Here is a 15,308-nt window from a genome sequence, read left to right as displayed (position 1 = left end):
GGGCCGCGAGTCGAGATCGGGTGCGGAGCATGAGCAAGGCGAACGTCGCGCAAGAACCGTCGATGGACGAGATTCTGGCGTCCATTCGACGGATTATCGAGACGGGGGAAGATCGCGGCGCGGCGACCAGCTTCCGGGGTGGCGCGGCCAGCGGGCGGGACCCGGGGCTCGACGCGATCCGCAAGGAAGCGGAAGACGTGGAGCCGGAGGACACCAACCTGTCCTATCTGCAGCGCCCGGCGGTCGCCCTGGCACCGTCTCGTTCCTCCGACGCCCGGACCCATGACGGAGTGGACGAAGATCACCTCACCGTGCAGCTCGAAACCGAGCTGGCGGCCTCCTGGGGCGAGTTCGAGACCCATCATCAATTCGAAACCGTCATGAGCGCGGCCGTCGCGGATCAATCCGCCGAGCCGGCCGTTCAAGCGGAGACGGCGAGCGCCATTCCGCAAGGCGAAACGGCCGCCGCCGAGCCTTCGCAGACGGATAGCAGGGAAGACGTGACCATGAGCGAAACCGCCCGACATCAGCCGAACGTCGATCGCGGCACGTTCGAGCCCGCCAACACGGACCGCCGTACGCTGGAAGAGCACGGCGCCTACGGTGCCTATGCCCCGACCGCCGGGGTCGATCCGCTTCTGTCGAGCTCGTCCGGTCAGATGGTCGCCGCCTCGTTCGACGAGCTGGCGCAGGCGATCCGCAACGGTGAGCTGAAGTCGCTGGACGCCATGGCACAGGAAATGCTGAAGCCGATGCTGGCCGAATGGCTGGACGATAACCTGCCGCGCATGGTCGAGCGACTGGTGCGCGAGGAGATCGAGCGCCTGTCGCGCGGCGGCCGCCGCTGAGCGAGCCCTCTCGTTCGATGCTTTCGGAAGGAGCGGCCGTGCCGCTCCTTTTTTCGTTTCGGCGGCCTTGCCGAGCGCGCGCGATGCAGCCCCCGCGTTGACACCCGCGAAACTCTGGCTGTAACCGAAACTCACCTTTGGAATGGTTGGATACTCCATGATCGAGAAGACCTACGACGCGGCCGTCGTCGAGCCCCGCATTGCGGAGCGTTGGGAAAGCGCCGATGCCTTCGCCGCCGGCGCGAACGCCAAACCCGATGCCGAGCCGTTCTCGATCGTCATCCCGCCGCCGAACGTGACGGGCTCGCTCCATATCGGCCACGCGCTCAACAACACGCTGCAGGACATTCTCGTCCGCACGGAGCGGATGCGCGGCAAGAGCGTCCTGTGGCAGCCGGGCCTCGACCATGCGGGCATCGCCACGCAGATGGTGGTGGAGCGCCAGCTCGCCGAGCGCAAGGAGCCGAACCGCCGCGCCATGGGCCGCGAGGCCTTCGTGGATCGCGTCTGGCAGTGGAAGGGCGAGTCCGGCGGCACGATCCTTCGCCAGCTGCGGCGCCTCGGGGCGAGCTGCGACTGGTCGCGCGAGCGCTTCACGATGGACGAGGGCCTGTCGCGCGCGGTGCGCAAGGTCTTCGTGCAGCTTTATCGCGAGGGCCTGATCTATCGCGACAAGCGCTTGGTGAACTGGGACCCCAAGCTCCTCACTGCCATCTCCGACCTCGAAGTCGAGCAGCAGGAGGTCAAGGGCTCGCTCTGGCACTTCCGCTATCCGGTCGAGGGCCGCAACTACGATCCGGAGAACCCGGAAACCTTCATCACCGTCGCGACGACGCGCCCCGAGACCATGCTCGGCGACACGGGCGTGGCGGTGAATCCGAGCGACGAGCGCTACACGGCGCTGGTCGGCAAGCGGGTTCGCCTGCCGCTGATCGGCCGTCTCATTCCGGTGGTCGCCGACGACTATGCCGACCCCGAAGCCGGTTCGGGCGCGGTGAAGATCACGCCCGCGCACGACTTCAACGATTTCGAGGTCGGCAAGCGTCAGAACCTGCGCCGCATCAGCGTTCTCGCCGTCGATGGCACGATCGCGCTGCGCGACAATGCCGACTTCCTGGAGGAGCTGTTCCCCGACGATGGCGAGCGCGCCATCGGAATGTTCGAGGGGCTGGATCGCTTCGCGGCCCGCAAGCTCCTCGTGGAATGGATGGAATCGGAAGGCTATCTCGCCAAGGTCGACGATCACACGCACATGGTCCCGCATGGCGACCGCAGCGGCGTTCCGATCGAGCCCTATCTGACCGACCAGTGGTATGTGGACGCCGAGACGCTGGCCAAGCCCGCGATCGCCAGCGTGCGCGAGGGCCGCACCAATTTCGTGCCGCGCAACTGGGAAAAGACCTATTTCGACTGGATGGAGAACATCCAGCCCTGGTGCATCTCGCGCCAGCTCTGGTGGGGTCATCGCATCCCGGCCTGGTATGGGCCGGACGGCACGATCTTCGTCGATGAGCAGGAGGAAGCGGCCGTCGCCGCCGCGCTCGCGCATTACGTCACCAACGGCACGATCACCGATGCCGAGGCGCGGGAGCTCGCGGCTGATCAGGAGCGTCTCGACGCCTTCCTGACGCGCGACGAGGACGTGCTCGACACCTGGTTCTCGTCGGCGCTCTGGCCGTTCTCGACGCTCGGCTGGCCGGACGAGACGCCCGAACTCAAGGCCTATTATCCGACGAGCGTCCTCGTCACGGGCTTCGACATCATCTTCTTCTGGGTCGCCCGGATGATGATGATGGGCCTGCATTTCATGGATCACGAGCCGTTCCACACGGTCTATGTCCATGCGCTGGTTCGCGACAAGAACGGCGCCAAGATGTCGAAGTCGAAGGGCAACGTCATCGACCCGATCGACATCGTGAACGAGTATGGCGCGGACGCGCTGCGCTTCACGCTGGCGATCATGGCGGCGCAGGGCCGGGACGTGAAGCTCGATCCGCAGCGGATCGCCGGCTATCGCAATTTCGGCACCAAGCTCTGGAACGCCACGCGCTTCGCCGAGATGAACGGCGCGCGCCACGGCGAGAGCGTGGACGGCGAGACGCTGACGCTGGCGGTCAACCGCTGGGTGATGACCGAGCTGTCCAAGGCGATCGCCGACGTGGACGCCGCGCTCGCCGCCCACCGCTTCAACGACGCGGCGGCGACGCTCTACCGCTTCGCCTGGAACATCGTCTGCGACTGGTATCTCGAACTCGCCAAGCCGATCTTCCTGGCGGACGACGAGGCGGCCAAGGCCGAAACGCGGCGCGTCACCGGCTATGTGCTCGACCAGCTCTACGCGCTCCTTCATCCGTTCATGCCCTTCCTGACGGAAGAGCTTTGGGCGGTGACGGCGCCGGAGGGGCAGAGCCGCGCGACGCTCCTGTGCCATGCGCCCTGGCCGACGGGCACGTTCCGCGACGACGCGGCGGCGAGCGATCTCAACTGGCTGGTGGATCTCGTCAGCGAGATCCGCTCCGTGCGTGCCGAGATGAACGTGCCGCCTTCGGCCGAAGCGGCCCTCGTGGCCGTCGCGCCGGACCAGATCGTCGAGGAGCGACTGACGCGCCACGAGGCCGCGCTCAAGCGTCTGGCCCGTCTCTCGGGCATCACGGTCGCGGAGACGGCGCCCGCGCAGGCCGCGCAGCTCGTTCTGTCGAACGTCACCTATGCGCTGCCGCTGGCCGGCATGATCGATTTCGCGGCGGAGCGCACGCGTCTGGAAAAGGCGGAAGGCAAGCTGCGCGGCGAGATCGACCGAATCGACAAGAAGCTCTCCAACGAGAAATTCGTCGCCAACGCGCCGGAGGAACTGGTCGAGCAGGAGCGCGAGAAGCGGGCGACCTTCCTGGCCGAGGCGGAGAAGTTGCAGGCGGCTTTGGAGATGCTGCGCTAGCGGAGCTTTGCTGCGCTGCATGATGTGACTTCGCAGCAACGATCGCCAACTCTTCCCTTTACGGAAGAGTTGGGGGAATACGGGCGGCACGGCAGACCTTCTGCCGTGCCGTTTTTCGTACCGGGATAAAACTCAAGCGTCGGAAGGGTTTGGCGCCGATACCTCGCGCGGTATCTCTGTTCCTGACCGGTGTGGCAACAAGGCCGCCGAGCGGTGGGAACCAAATGCCGCCCCGTTTCAACTCTCGATTATTTGTGACAGGCTTCCAGCAAGCCGCAGCGACTAAGACTTCGGCTCCGAGGGTTGGACTGGGGGAAGACAATGACCATCGCGCGCCAATTGATGATCGCCTCTACGGCTTTGCTGTCGACTTTGAGCTTGGCCCATGCAGGCGGCTTCCAGCGCGGGACGGCCGATACCGATGTGCTTTACGAGCCCGGTACCTTCACCAATCGTCTGAGCTTCACCTATGTCTCGCCGCAGCGCGCGTTCGAGACGGTCAACGGCGTGAGCGGCAATTACGACACTTACACCGGCAGCTATCAGATCCCGAGCGCGGCCATCAAGTTCGGCAACGACACGGCCGCTTGCGCGGGCAACTATGTCGAAGCCTTCGCGGCCGAGGGCGACTACCGCTCGCTTCCGGGCGGCGCACAGCCGGCGCAGTTCCCCGGCGGTTCGCGGGTTCGCGACCTTGAGTTCCAGTCCAACGAGTGGAGCGCCACCTGCCGTGTGAGCTACACGCAGAACGGAATGCGCTTCAGCCTGCTCGGCGGGCTCTTCGCGGAAGATTTCAACTTCGAGGGCACGAGCCTTGCCACGCGCGATCTCGGCGCGACGCTGCCGGCTTCGCTGCGCGCCACGCTCGGCGGCCTCGGCGCCAGCCTGCTTCTGCCCGTCGGCCTGACGGCCGAGACGGAAGGCAGCTATAAGACGGGCTACCGCATCGGCGCCGCCTTCGAAATTCCCGAGATCGCGCTGCGCGCACAGGTTCTCTACCGCTCGGAAGTCAAGCACGACGACATCACCGGCACGGGCGCGCTGGCCGCGACGGGCGATGCCTTCGTTCGCCTTGCCGACGGACGCCAGCTTTCGATCCCGACCGCCGCCGCCTTCCTGGCGCAGCGCGGCGTGAACATTCCCGCGTCCCTGGTCGGCGCGCTGCCGGCCAATGGCGCGGTGCTCGCTGGCGGCCTTCCGGCCTTCCAGAACACCGCCACGAGCCCGCAGAGCCTCTATGTGAACTTCCAGACCGGCATTGCAGAAGGCACGCTGCTGCTCGGTTCGTTCCGCTGGACGGACTGGAGCACCAACAAGGCCGTCATCACCACGGTCGCCGGCAATTCCTCGATCAGCCCCTACAATTGGGACGATGGTTACACGGTGACGCTCGGCGTCGGCCGCGCCTTCAACGAGAATGTATCGGGCAGCGTCTCCATCGGCTACGACAGCGGCGTCTCGCGCGGCTCGGAAACGACCTATACCGATCTCTACACGCTCTCGGGCGGCATCGCCCTCAAGAACACCGACTGGGCCGAACTGCGCTTCGGCGGCCTCATCGGCTACTGGACGAGCGGCAGCCAGAGCGTGTCGCGCGGCGCAATCTTCAACGGCACGGTCGGCGACGACTGGGTCTATGCGGCCAACGCCTCGCTCAAGCTGAACTTCTGACCGGAGATAGTTCCGGCGATCGAGGCGCTCGGCTTTGCCGGGCGCCTTTTTCGTGTCCGGTCGCGGGAATGCGATTGTCCGGTGAATGCCGATGTTGTGGAGAGCCTGCAACAGTATTGCGTCATTGCATCGGATAGGGTGCGGATCGAAGGAGATGCCCCGGTCCCGCCATAAAACAAGGGCATCGCTCTTCAAGCAAAGTCGCTGGAAAGACTCGGCGGAACCTCGATGTTCCGATGGGTCGTTGAGGTGTCATGACGTCCGACGCAACGCTCGTCAGAAAAGCCGATCGCAGGCTTCGAGGACTTCAAGAACGTTTCGTCGCCGTCGAAGCGAGGCGCATGGCCCGTTCCCTTTCGATCCCGTCCTTGCCTGTCGCGCGTCGTCCTGACGGTGTCACCGCACCGGGTCTCTTTCTTAAGGTTCGCCTGAGCATGTTGATCGACCTTGGCGAGCCGGCTCGCCAGTTCCATCGGGTCTGAGATTGCAGCCAATGCGCGGATCGCGTCTCACAGTTCTCGTTCTGCCGCTGGCGCTCGGCCTCTGCCTGAGCGGTCCGGCTCGTGCGCTCGATCCGGCGACGATCGGCGGCTCGACGATCGGCAAGTCGCCGCGCGAATTCTTCACCATGGGGTTCGCGGCCTACAAGCGTGGCGCCAAGGCGGAAGCTCTGCACGCCCTGCAGCAGGCGGCCGATCTCGGTCATGCCGGCGCGCGCTGGAAGCTCGGGCAGATGTATGCCGAGGGCGACGGCGTCAAGGAAGACGATTTCGAAGCCTTCAAGATGTTCGAGGAGATCGTCCGCGATCAGGAGGACGACACCGCGAGCTCGCCCAATGCCGCCTATGTGGCGAGCGCGGTGGTGGCGCTGGCCGAATATATGCGCACCGGCATTCCCGGCACGCCGATCACGCCCGATCCCGGTCAGGCGCGCCAGCTCTACGCGCATGCCGCGACCTATTTCGGCGACGCGCAGGCCCAGTTCGAACTGGGGCGGATGCTGCTCGCCGGCGAGGGCGGTCGCGCCAATCCGCGCCAGGCGGCGCGCTGGCTGCAACTCGCCGCCAAGAAGGGCTACGCCAAGGCGGAGGCGCTTCTGGGCTACCTCCTGTTCGACGGCGAGACGATCTCGCTCCAGGCCGAGCCCGCACGCGGTCTTGCGATGCTGACCCGCGCCCTGAAGTCCGCGCCGGACAAGGACAAGGAATGGATTCGCCCGCTTCAGGAGGAAGCCTTCTCCTTGTCGAGCGAATCCGAACGGCGTACGGCGCTGGCCTCCGCCGAACAGCTGAGCGCCGACGGCCAGTGAGGCGAGGGCGCTTTGAGCGCCCTCCCGATCAATCCTTCAGATCGACCAGAACCGGCACGTGGTCGGACGGCTTTTCCCAGGCCCGAACGTGCTTGTCGATCCGCACGCCCGCCAGCCGCGCGGACAGATCCGGCGACAGGAGGATATGGTCGATGCGGATGCCGTTGTTCTTCGGCCAGGCGCCGGCCTGATAATCCCAGAACGTGTAGGTCTGCGGCTGGTCGGTCGTCGCGCGAACCGCGTCGAGAAGGCCGAGATGCAGAAGGCGGCGATAGGCGGCGCGGCTTTCGGGCTGGTAGAGCGCATCATTCACCCAATCCGCCACGTTCCTGGCGTCTTCGGGCTGCGGGATGACGTTGTAGTCGCCGGCAAGGATGAAGGACACCTCCTCGGCCAGCCACTGACGCGCGAGCGTCTCCAGACGCGCCATCCAGCGCAGCTTGTAGCTGAACTTCTCGGTGCCGATCGGATTGCCGTTGGGCAGATACAGCGAGGCGACGCGCAAGGGGCCGCGATCGGTCTCCCATTCGCCGATGATGAAGCGGGATTGCTCGTCCGCGTCGTCGCCGGGCAGCCCGCGTTCGATCCGCGCGGCGGGCTTGCGCGAGAGAAGGGCGACGCCGTTGAAGCCCTTCTGGCCGTGGGTTTCGACATGCCAGCCAGCCGCTTCGATCTCGGCACGCGGGAAGCCTTCGTCGACGCTCTTGATCTCCTGAAGGCCGACGATGTCCGCCCCGCACTCGTCCAGCCAGGCTTTCAGAGCGTCGATGCGCGCCTTGACGCCGTTGATGTTCCAGGTCGCGACGAGCATGAGAAATCCTCCGGGCAGGGCAGGCTCACGCCATGCCCGCGAGGACGGGACGTGTCAAATCGAGAAGGACGTTCCGCAGCCACAGGACGCGACGGCGTTCGGATTGCTGATCTGGAAGGACTGACCCATCAGATCATCCACGAAATCCACTACCGAGCCGTCGAGATAGGCGAGCGAGGTCTGGTCGATCAGGACGCGCGCGCCGTCCTTCTCGATCACGAGATCGTCGGCTTCGCCTTCATGCGTCAGGTCGAACTTGTAGGAGAAGCCGGAACACCCGCCGCCCTCGACCGAGATTCGCAGGGCCGTCTCGCTCGGCGTTTTCTGGAGAATCGAAACGATGCGCCGCGCGGCGGCATCGGAAACGGTGACGGGAAGCGTCGTGTCGAGCGCTGCGCTCATGGTGATTTCGGACGGCGGAACACGCCGGGCCGACCTCTGCTTGTTGCCAATGTCTTCCTAACGTATGGATGCGCCCCGAACGGGTCAACGTTTCCGCCCCAAAAGGCCGGAGCGGCAAGGCGATGGAGGCAGTTGGATGTCGGACCCGATCTTCGCCGCGATCGGCTTGGGGCGGTCGGCGCTCGCGCCCTTCGCCTGCGACCCCGCCGCTTCGCGCGGCCGCTTGTTTCCCGAGCCCGACAGTCCGACGCGCACGCCCTTTCAGCGCGACCGCGACCGGATCGTCCATTCCACCGCCTTTCGCCGGTTGAAGCACAAGACGCAGGTCTTCGTCGCCTATGAGGGCGATCACTTCCGCACGCGCCTGACCCACACGATCGAGGTTTCGCAGATCGCCCGCGCCTTCGCCCGCGCCTTGCGGCTCGACGAAGACCTGACGGAGGCGATCGCGCTCGTCCACGATTTCGGGCACACGCCCTTCGGCCATGCCGGAGAGCGGGCGCTCCATCGCCGCATGGAACGCTTCGGCGGCTTCGATCACAACGCGCAGTCGCTGCGTATCGTCACCGCGCTGGAGCGGCGCTATGCCGAGTTCGACGGGCTCAATCTCAGCTTCGAGACGCTGGAAGGCCTCGTGAAGCACAATGGCCCGATGCTGGGGCCGCGCTCCACCTGGCCCGGCGAGGTGCCGCGCCCCATTCTGGAGTTCGACGCGCGCTACCCGCTCGACCTCGACCGCTTCGCCACGCTGGAAGCGCAGGCGGCGGCGATTTCGGACGACATCGCCTACAACACGCACGATCTCGACGACGGGCTGCGGGCCGGGTTGATCGAGCTGGACGATCTCCGCGAACTCGAACTGGCCGGCTCGATCCTGCGCGAGGTCCGCGCGCGCTACCCGACGCTGGACGACGCGCGCACCGTCCACGAGATCATGCGGCGGCACATCACGCGCATGGTGGAGGACGTCATCGCATCGACCCTGCGCCGCCTAGAGGAGGACGGGATCGAGACGGTGGGGGACGTGCGGGCCGCCGGGCGCACGCTGCTCTGCTTCTCGCCCGAGATGGAGGAGCTCGCCCGGGACACCAAGCGCTTCCTCTTCGCGCGCGTCTATCGCAGCCCCAGCGTGTCGCGCGTCATGACGCGGGCCGAAGGTCTCGTGGAAGACCTGTTCCAGCGCTACGTGGCCGAACCCTCCGAGATGCAGGGCGGCTGGAGCCGCGAGGCGGAGGCCATGGACGAGGCGCGGCTGGCGCGGCGCGTGTCGGACTATCTGTCGGGCATGACGGACAGCTACGCGGTGTCGGAACATCGCCGATTGTTTGACGCTACGCCCGAATTGCGATAGGCGCGCCGCTTCACTCTCCCGTTTCATCGAGCGGGGGACGGCCTCTCGTTGCGCCGGTTTCACCAGTCTGGACACGATCATGAATATCTTCACCGACTTCGAGCAACGCGTTCGCAAAGCCGTGGAAGCCGTTCTGCGCGCGCGAGAAATCGAAGGCACCGACCTGTCGCGCATCACCGTCGAGCCGCCGCGCGACGCCAGCCATGGCGATCTGGCGACGAACGCCGCCATGGTCCTGGCCAAGCCGCTCGGCCTGAAGCCGCGCGAGCTGGCGGATGAAATCGCGGCCGAACTGGGTGGGGATGCCGATATCGCCTCGGTCGAGATCGCCGGCCCGGGCTTCATCAATCTGCGGCTGCAGCCGGAGTTCTGGACGAGCCATCTGCATGGCCTCCTCGGGCTCGGCACCGGCTACGGCCGGGGCGCGCCGACCGGCCACCGGGTCAATGTCGAATATGTCTCGGCCAACCCGACCGGGCCGCTGCATGTCGGCCATTGCCGGGGCGCCGTGGTGGGCGATGCGATCGCCAACCTCATGGGCTTTGCCGGCCATGACGTGACCAAGGAATATTACATCAACGACGCCGGCGAGCAGGTGAACGTGCTCGCCCGGTCCGTCTTCCTTCGCTATCGCGAGGCGCTCGGCGAGGAGATCGGCGAGATCCCGGCCGGCCTTTATCCCGGCGACTATCTGAAGACCGTCGGCGCCGCTCTCGCGATCCGCTACAAGCGCGAGCTTCTCGACCAGGACGAGGCCGAATGGTTGCCGCTCGTGAAGAGCTATGCCATCAGCGCCATGATGATGAGCATCCGGGACGATCTGAAGGCGCTCAACATCGCGCAGGACGTCTTCTTCTCCGAGAAGACGCTGCATGAAGGCAATGGCGGGCGCATCGCCAAGATCATCGACGCGCTGCGCGACAAGGGCTTCGTCTATCAGGGCACGCTGCCGCCGCCGAAGGGCCAGCTTCCCGAGGATTGGGAAGACCGCGAGCAGACGCTTCTCCGCTCCACCGATGTCGGCGACGATGTCGACCGGCCGCTGGTGAAGTCGAACGGCAGCTACACGTATTTCGCCGCCGACGTAGCCTATTTCGCCGACAAGTTCGCGCGCGGCTTCGACGAGATGGTCTATGTGCTGGGCGCCGACCATGGCGGCTACGTCAAGCGGCTGGAAGCGGTGGCGAAGGCGGTGTCGGACGGCAAGGCGCAGGTGGACGTCGTCCTGTGCCAGCTCGTGAAGCTGTTCCGCAACGGCGAGCCGGTGAAGATGTCGAAGCGGGCCGGGGAGTTCGTGACGCTGGCTGACGTGGTGAATGAGGTCGGCCGCGATGCCGTCCGCTTCATGATGCTCTTCCGCAAGAGCGACGCGCCGCTCGACTTCGACTTTCAGAAAGTCACTGAACAGTCGAAGGACAATCCGGTTTTCTACGTCCAGTACGCCCATGCCCGCTCGCGCTCGATCGTGCGGCAGGCCGAGGCGGAAGGCATCGACGTGTCGGCGCTCGATAAGGTCGATCGCGAAGCCTTGTCGCTGCTGACGGACGAAGGCGAAATCGCGCTTGTCCGCAAGCTCGCCGAATATCCTCGCCTCATCCAGAGCGCGGCCCAGGCCAAGGAGCCGCATCGGCTGGCCTTCTATCTCTACGATCTGGCGTCCGCTTTCCACGGGCAGTACAATCGCGGGAAGGATCAGCCGGAGTTACGGTTCGTTAAGCCTAACGATGTGAGAATGACGGCAGCCCGATTGGGACTGGTTCAAGCGGTCGCCTTCGTCATCGCCTCGGGTCTGGATCTGGTCGGCGTGTCGGCCCCGGACGAAATGCGCTGACATTCCACGCTTTGAACACGTTCGACCCATAGGGCGGAGCGAAGTTCAGGAAAATACGGATCGACGCCGATGGTTCGGCGGCGATCCTTGCGTGAGGTCGGCGCGATGAAGGACTACAGGGACCCCCATTTCTCGTCGGCCGATCGCGATCCCTTTGCCGATCTGGTGCGGGCCGTGGAAGGGTCGTCCGTTCGTCCCGGCGCGCCGAGCGCGCGGCAGGATTGGGATCGGTCGGGCGGATACGAGCCCGTGCTCGGCCCGGCCGAGCGCGTCGCCGCGCCCTCGCAGGGGCGCTCCGGTCGGCCGGTCAATCCCGAGACGCAGGAAGCCCTGCGCAACCTCAGCCAGCCCGCCCGCCCGCGCGACCGCTACCCGGCGGAAACGCAATCCTTCGCGCCCGCGCGCCAGCCCGAGCCCGAACCCTACGCGCCGGTTCGCCAAACCATGCCCGACGCGCGCCAGACGCTGACGCTCGACGATTTCGACGATCTCATCGCCAGCGAGTGGGCCGCCATGCAGCCCGCGCCGCAGGGGTATGAGGACGAGGATTACGGCCAGGGCTACGCCGAGGGCGAGGATCGCTATTACGAGGACGAGACGTACCGGCCCGAGGCGCGTCGTCGCCCGAAGCGGCTTCGCGGTCTCCTGGTGATGGGTGGACTCGCGGCGAGTGTCGTCGTTGCCGTCGCCGGCACGATGCATTTCGTCGGGTCCGGCGCGCTGACGCCGGGCAATGATGGTCCGATCCTCATCAAGGCCGACGCCGAGCCCTACAAGGTCGCCCCGGCCGATCCGGGTGGCCGCTCCATTCCGAACCAGAAGCAGGCGGTCTACGACCACGTCGTCTCCGGCAGCGCCAAGATCGACGCGCCGACGCAGCGCAAGCTGGTGACGGCGATGGAAGAGCCGATGGACATTTCCGAGAACGAGGAAGCCTCGTCCTCGGCGCTGCCCGGCGTCATGGTCGGCGAAGACGTCGCGCTGCCGAGCGAGTCGGATGCCGAGGCCGAAGCGCCGCCGGCGCCGGGTTCGCAGGTCGCCTCCGCCGAAGGGACGTTGCAGCCGCGCAAGGTCCGCACGCTCACGGTGCGCCCGGACGGCTCGCTCGCGCCCGCCGAGGAGCCGACGATCGCGGGTCAGCCGGCCATGCTGCCGACCTCGACGCAGGTCGCCGCGCACGCCGCGCCGACCCAGGCGACGATGCCGTTCAATCCGCAGATCGGCCAGACGCCGGCCGCGCCCACCGAGGCCGATCCGGTTCAGGTCGCTTCGGTTCAGCCGGCAGCCGTGCCCGAAGATGCCTTCTTCGTGCAGATCGCGTCGCAGCCGAGCCAGGCCCTGGCCGAAGAATCCATGGCCAATCTTTCGCGTCGCTATGCCAGCGTGATCGGCAAGCACAGCCTCAACATCAAGTCGGCCGAGATCGCGGGGAAGGGAACCTACTACCGCGTTCGCGTGGTGGCAGGCTCTCGAAACGAGGCGGCGAGCCTGTGCGACAGCTTGAAATCAGCCGGCGGCAGCTGCTTCGTGACGCGCTGAGCGTCCTGGCCGGCCTGACGCTCGGCGTCGGCGGCCCTTTTCTTCGGCGGTGGCCGCGTTCCGAGCCGCCATCGCCCCTTCGCACGGAACGGGTCATGACGGGTACCAAAGCCTGGATCGCGGGCTGCAGCGGGCTGCGCCTCACCGACGACGAGCGGGCCTTCTTTCGCGACGAACGCCCCTGGGGCTTCATCCTGTTCGGCCGCAACATCGCCGAAGCCGCGCAGGTGCGCGATCTCGTGGCGGAGCTGAAGGCGCTTCGCAGCGACGCGACGGTGCCCGTCCTGATCGATCAGGAGGGCGGCCGTGTCCAGCGCCTGCGTCCGCCGCTTTCGCCCCGCTTCCCGCCCTCCGCCTCGATCGGACAGGTCTATGGCGGCGACCGGGACAAGGGACGCCGTGCGGCCTGGCTGCAAGGGCGGCTCCTCGCCCATGACCTTCGCGTCGGGTTCGGCATCGACGTCGATTGCCTTCCCTGTCTCGACGTGCCCCAGCCCGGCGCCCACTCGGTGATCGGGGATCGCGCCTATGCCGAAGACCCGGCGATCGTCGCCGAACTCGGCGGGTTGGCGGCCGAAGGCCTGATGGCGGGCGCCGTGCTTCCCGTCATGAAGCATATTCCGGGCCATGGGCGCGGCGAGGCCGACAGCCATCTGGAACTGCCGCGAGTCGCCGCTTCGCGCGCCGATCTCGAAGGCTTCGACTTCCGGCCCTTCCAGGCGCTGGCCGGCCTGCCTGCGGGAATGACGGCGCATCTCCTGTTCGAGGCGCTCGACCCCGCGCATCCGGCGACCCTGTCCTCCAAGGTGATCGGCGAGATCATTCGAGGCGCGATCGGCTTCGACGGTCTCCTGATGAGCGACGACATGTCCATGAAGGCGCTTCAGGGCGACATGGGTGAGCTGGCGGCCCGTGCCATCGCGGCCGGGTGCGATCTCGCGCTTCACTGCAATGGCGACATGCCCGAAATGCAGCTCATCGCCGCCAATGTGCCGGAGCTGTCCGGCCGGTCGCTGGAGCGCGCCGAGCGGGCGCTCGACGTGATCCGGCGGCAGCCCGAGGCGATCGACGAGCCGGCGCTTCGCGAAGAGTTCACCGCGCTCGTTTCCACGATGGCTTGAGCCGCCACCCGCGCGGCTCTATCACGGCGCACTTGCCCTCGTTCGTGGCAGCGAGGGCCGTCCGTCGGAGCCTGTGATCGCATGTCCGTCCCCGCTCATCCGAAGGGCCCACGTGCCCCGGCCCTTTCGTTTCGCTCGGTTGGATTCGAGGCGGGCCGCCGGGTGATTCTGAAGGACATTTCGCTGGATGCCGAGCCCGGAGAGGTTCTTTGCCTTCTCGGCCCGTCCGGGTCCGGCAAGACGAGCCTTCTGCGAATCGCGGCCGGGATCGAACGGCAGACCGCTGGGCAGGTCGCGATCGACGGGCAGGAGGTCGCCGGTCCCGATCTTTTCGTACCGCCCGAGGGCCGGTCCGTCGGCCTGATGTTCCAGGACTTCGCACTGTTCCCGCATATGACGCTCGCGCAGAATGTGCGCTACGGCCTGCACGAGTTCTCCGCCGCCGATGCGAAGCGGGAAGCGGCGGTTGCGCTGGAGCGTGTCGGGCTTTCGGCGATGAGCGAAGCCTATCCGCACCAGCTGTCGGGCGGCGAGCAGCAGCGAGTCGCTCTGGCGCGGGCGCTCGCCCCGCGACCGCGCGTTCTCCTGATGGACGAGCCTTTCTCCGGCCTCGACAGCCGGCTGAAGGACCATGTGCGGACGGAAACGCTGCGCATTCTCCGGGAGATCGGCGCCTCCGCGATCGTGGTGACGCACGATCCCGAGGAAGCGATGCGCATGTGCGATCGGATCGCGTTGATGCGCGACGGCTCGCTCGTGCAGGTCGGCGACGCGCGCGCGATCCATGGGCGGCCCGCCGATCTCTTCACCGCCGCGTTTCTGTCCGAAATCAACGTCTTGCCGGGGATCGTTCAAGCGGGCCGAGTCGAGACGCCGCTCGGGGTCGTCGCAGCTTCGCCACGATCGGATGGCACACGGGTGGATGTCGCCGTTCGCTCGAGCGGCGTGCGCGCCGGAATCGACCCGGCCGGAGTGCGCGCGAAAGTGCTGGAGCGACGCTTTCTGGGTTCCGTGGAACAGGTCCTGTTCGGGCTGGAAGGTTTGAACGAGCCGTTCCGGGCGCGGCTTCGCCCCGGCGAACTCGCGAACGATGTGCACGATGTCTTCGTAGCCGTTGATCCGGCTGAGACTTTCGTGTTTGAAAGAACCGAGGGTTCGGTTTGAATTCGGCGCGCGGGCAGCCCGCGCCCAATGGAGGCGTACTATGGGTAGCTTTAGCATCTGGCATTGGCTGATCGTTCTGGCCGTCGTGCTGCTTCTGTTCGGTCGCGGCAAGATTCCCGAGCTGATGGGCGACGTCGCCAAGGGCATCAAGAACTTCAAGAAGGGCATGGCCGACGAGGACACGACGGTGGCGCAGGAGCGCCGCTCGCTCGACGTCCGCGAGGGTGATGCCATGCCCCGCGACACCACCGCCGAGAAGTCCCACATCTAAGGGTCATCCCGCGTCTATGGGATGGGCGACGCCTCGGGCGTCGCCGTTTGCCTTC

Annotated in this window: 13 protein-coding genes; 10 read left to right on the top strand and 3 right to left on the bottom strand. The window is 66.4% G+C overall.

Annotated elements, in window-relative coordinates:
• The first annotated feature begins 62 nt into the window (after nt 1-62).
• The 3 genes from B146_RS0105235 (at nt 63) to B146_RS0105225 (ending at nt 5,454) form a co-directional block, all read left to right on the top strand.
• Nucleotides 63-848 (top strand): PopZ family protein, encoded by a 786-nt coding sequence (locus B146_RS0105235; RefSeq protein WP_244498156.1) that lies wholly within the window; start codon nt 63-65, stop codon nt 846-848.
• Nucleotides 849-1,005: 157 nt separating this feature from the next.
• Nucleotides 1,006-3,783, top strand: a complete 2,778-nt coding sequence (locus tag B146_RS0105230; protein WP_019995366.1) for a valine--tRNA ligase — start codon at nt 1,006-1,008, stop codon at nt 3,781-3,783.
• Between the two features lie 321 nt (nt 3,784-4,104).
• Entirely contained in the window at nt 4,105-5,454 is a 1,350-nt protein-coding gene (locus B146_RS0105225) for a hypothetical protein (RefSeq protein ID WP_019995365.1), read from the top strand.
• A gap of 191 nt (nt 5,455-5,645) precedes the next feature.
• On the opposite strand, the gene B146_RS28905 is transcribed toward B146_RS0105225, so the two are convergent.
• A complete protein-coding gene (locus B146_RS28905) occupies nt 5,646-5,927 on the bottom strand; it encodes a hypothetical protein (protein WP_155897373.1) in 282 nt (93 codons plus the stop codon).
• Nucleotides 5,928-5,947: 20 nt separating this feature from the next.
• On the opposite strand from B146_RS28905, the gene B146_RS0105220 reads away from it, so the two are divergent.
• Nucleotides 5,948-6,763, top strand: a complete 816-nt coding sequence (locus tag B146_RS0105220) for a tetratricopeptide repeat protein (RefSeq protein WP_019995364.1) — start codon at nt 5,948-5,950, stop codon at nt 6,761-6,763.
• A 28-nt stretch (nt 6,764-6,791) separates the two neighbouring features.
• Here the strand turns inward: B146_RS0105220 and xth are convergent, their stop codons facing one another.
• Together xth and B146_RS0105210 are read right to left on the bottom strand one after the other, a co-directional pair.
• Nucleotides 6,792-7,574, bottom strand: coding sequence for an exodeoxyribonuclease III (gene xth / locus B146_RS0105215; RefSeq protein WP_019995363.1), 783 nt, complete (start codon nt 7,572-7,574; stop codon nt 6,792-6,794).
• 54 nt (nt 7,575-7,628) lie between these two features.
• Nucleotides 7,629-7,976 carry a HesB/IscA family protein gene (locus tag B146_RS0105210; protein ID WP_019995362.1) on the bottom strand — a complete coding sequence of 116 codons (348 nt, stop codon included), beginning with the start codon at nt 7,974-7,976 and terminating at the stop codon, nt 7,629-7,631.
• 136 nt (nt 7,977-8,112) lie between these two features.
• On the opposite strand from B146_RS0105210, the gene B146_RS0105205 reads away from it, so the two are divergent.
• From B146_RS0105205 to B146_RS0105180, 6 genes are all read left to right on the top strand, one after another.
• Nucleotides 8,113-9,327: a deoxyguanosinetriphosphate triphosphohydrolase gene (locus B146_RS0105205; RefSeq protein WP_019995361.1), complete on the top strand. Its 1,215-nt coding sequence runs from the start codon at nt 8,113-8,115 to the stop codon at nt 9,325-9,327.
• 79 nt (nt 9,328-9,406) lie between these two features.
• Entirely contained in the window at nt 9,407-11,158 is a 1,752-nt protein-coding gene (gene argS, locus B146_RS0105200) for an arginine--tRNA ligase (RefSeq protein WP_019995360.1), read from the top strand.
• Between the two features lie 105 nt (nt 11,159-11,263).
• Nucleotides 11,264-12,697 carry an SPOR domain-containing protein gene (locus tag B146_RS0105195; RefSeq protein ID WP_155897372.1) on the top strand — a complete coding sequence of 478 codons (1,434 nt, stop codon included), beginning with the start codon at nt 11,264-11,266 and terminating at the stop codon, nt 12,695-12,697.
• 95 nt (nt 12,698-12,792) lie between these two features.
• A complete protein-coding gene (gene nagZ, locus B146_RS0105190; RefSeq protein ID WP_040408298.1) occupies nt 12,793-13,818 on the top strand; it encodes a beta-N-acetylhexosaminidase in 1,026 nt (341 codons plus the stop codon).
• 81 nt (nt 13,819-13,899) lie between these two features.
• A complete protein-coding gene (locus B146_RS0105185) occupies nt 13,900-14,982 on the top strand; it encodes an ABC transporter ATP-binding protein (RefSeq protein ID WP_081630916.1) in 1,083 nt (360 codons plus the stop codon).
• Between the two features lie 40 nt (nt 14,983-15,022).
• On the top strand, nt 15,023-15,253 hold the full coding sequence (locus tag B146_RS0105180) for a twin-arginine translocase TatA/TatE family subunit (protein ID WP_019995356.1): 231 nt from the start codon (nt 15,023-15,025) through the stop codon (nt 15,251-15,253).
• Nucleotides 15,254-15,308 lie beyond the last annotated feature (55 nt).

This window comes from Aureimonas ureilytica DSM 18598 = NBRC 106430 (assembly GCF_000382705.1).
Classification (GTDB): Bacteria; Pseudomonadota; Alphaproteobacteria; order Rhizobiales; family Rhizobiaceae; genus Aureimonas; species Aureimonas ureilytica.
This window is presented reverse-complemented; position numbering and strand designations above follow the sequence as displayed.

Coding starts and splice junctions, on each gene's coding strand:
- B146_RS0105180 (WP_019995356.1), top strand. CDS start 15,023: ATGGGTAGCTTTAGCATCTGGCATTGGCTGATCGTTCTGGCCGTCGTG.
- B146_RS0105235 (WP_244498156.1), top strand. CDS start 63: ATGGACGAGATTCTGGCGTCCATTCGACGGATTATCGAGACGGGGGAA.
- argS (WP_019995360.1), top strand. CDS start 9,407: ATGAATATCTTCACCGACTTCGAGCAACGCGTTCGCAAAGCCGTGGAA.
- B146_RS0105195 (WP_155897372.1), top strand. CDS start 11,264: ATGAAGGACTACAGGGACCCCCATTTCTCGTCGGCCGATCGCGATCCC.
- B146_RS0105220 (WP_019995364.1), top strand. CDS start 5,948: ATGCGCGGATCGCGTCTCACAGTTCTCGTTCTGCCGCTGGCGCTCGGC.
- B146_RS28905 (WP_155897373.1), bottom strand. CDS start 5,927: ATGGAACTGGCGAGCCGGCTCGCCAAGGTCGATCAACATGCTCAGGCG.
- xth (WP_019995363.1), bottom strand. CDS start 7,574: ATGCTCGTCGCGACCTGGAACATCAACGGCGTCAAGGCGCGCATCGAC.
- B146_RS0105230 (WP_019995366.1), top strand. CDS start 1,006: ATGATCGAGAAGACCTACGACGCGGCCGTCGTCGAGCCCCGCATTGCG.
- nagZ (WP_040408298.1), top strand. CDS start 12,793: ATGACGGGTACCAAAGCCTGGATCGCGGGCTGCAGCGGGCTGCGCCTC.
- B146_RS0105210 (WP_019995362.1), bottom strand. CDS start 7,976: ATGAGCGCAGCGCTCGACACGACGCTTCCCGTCACCGTTTCCGATGCC.
- B146_RS0105185 (WP_081630916.1), top strand. CDS start 13,900: ATGTCCGTCCCCGCTCATCCGAAGGGCCCACGTGCCCCGGCCCTTTCG.
- B146_RS0105225 (WP_019995365.1), top strand. CDS start 4,105: ATGACCATCGCGCGCCAATTGATGATCGCCTCTACGGCTTTGCTGTCG.
- B146_RS0105205 (WP_019995361.1), top strand. CDS start 8,113: ATGTCGGACCCGATCTTCGCCGCGATCGGCTTGGGGCGGTCGGCGCTC.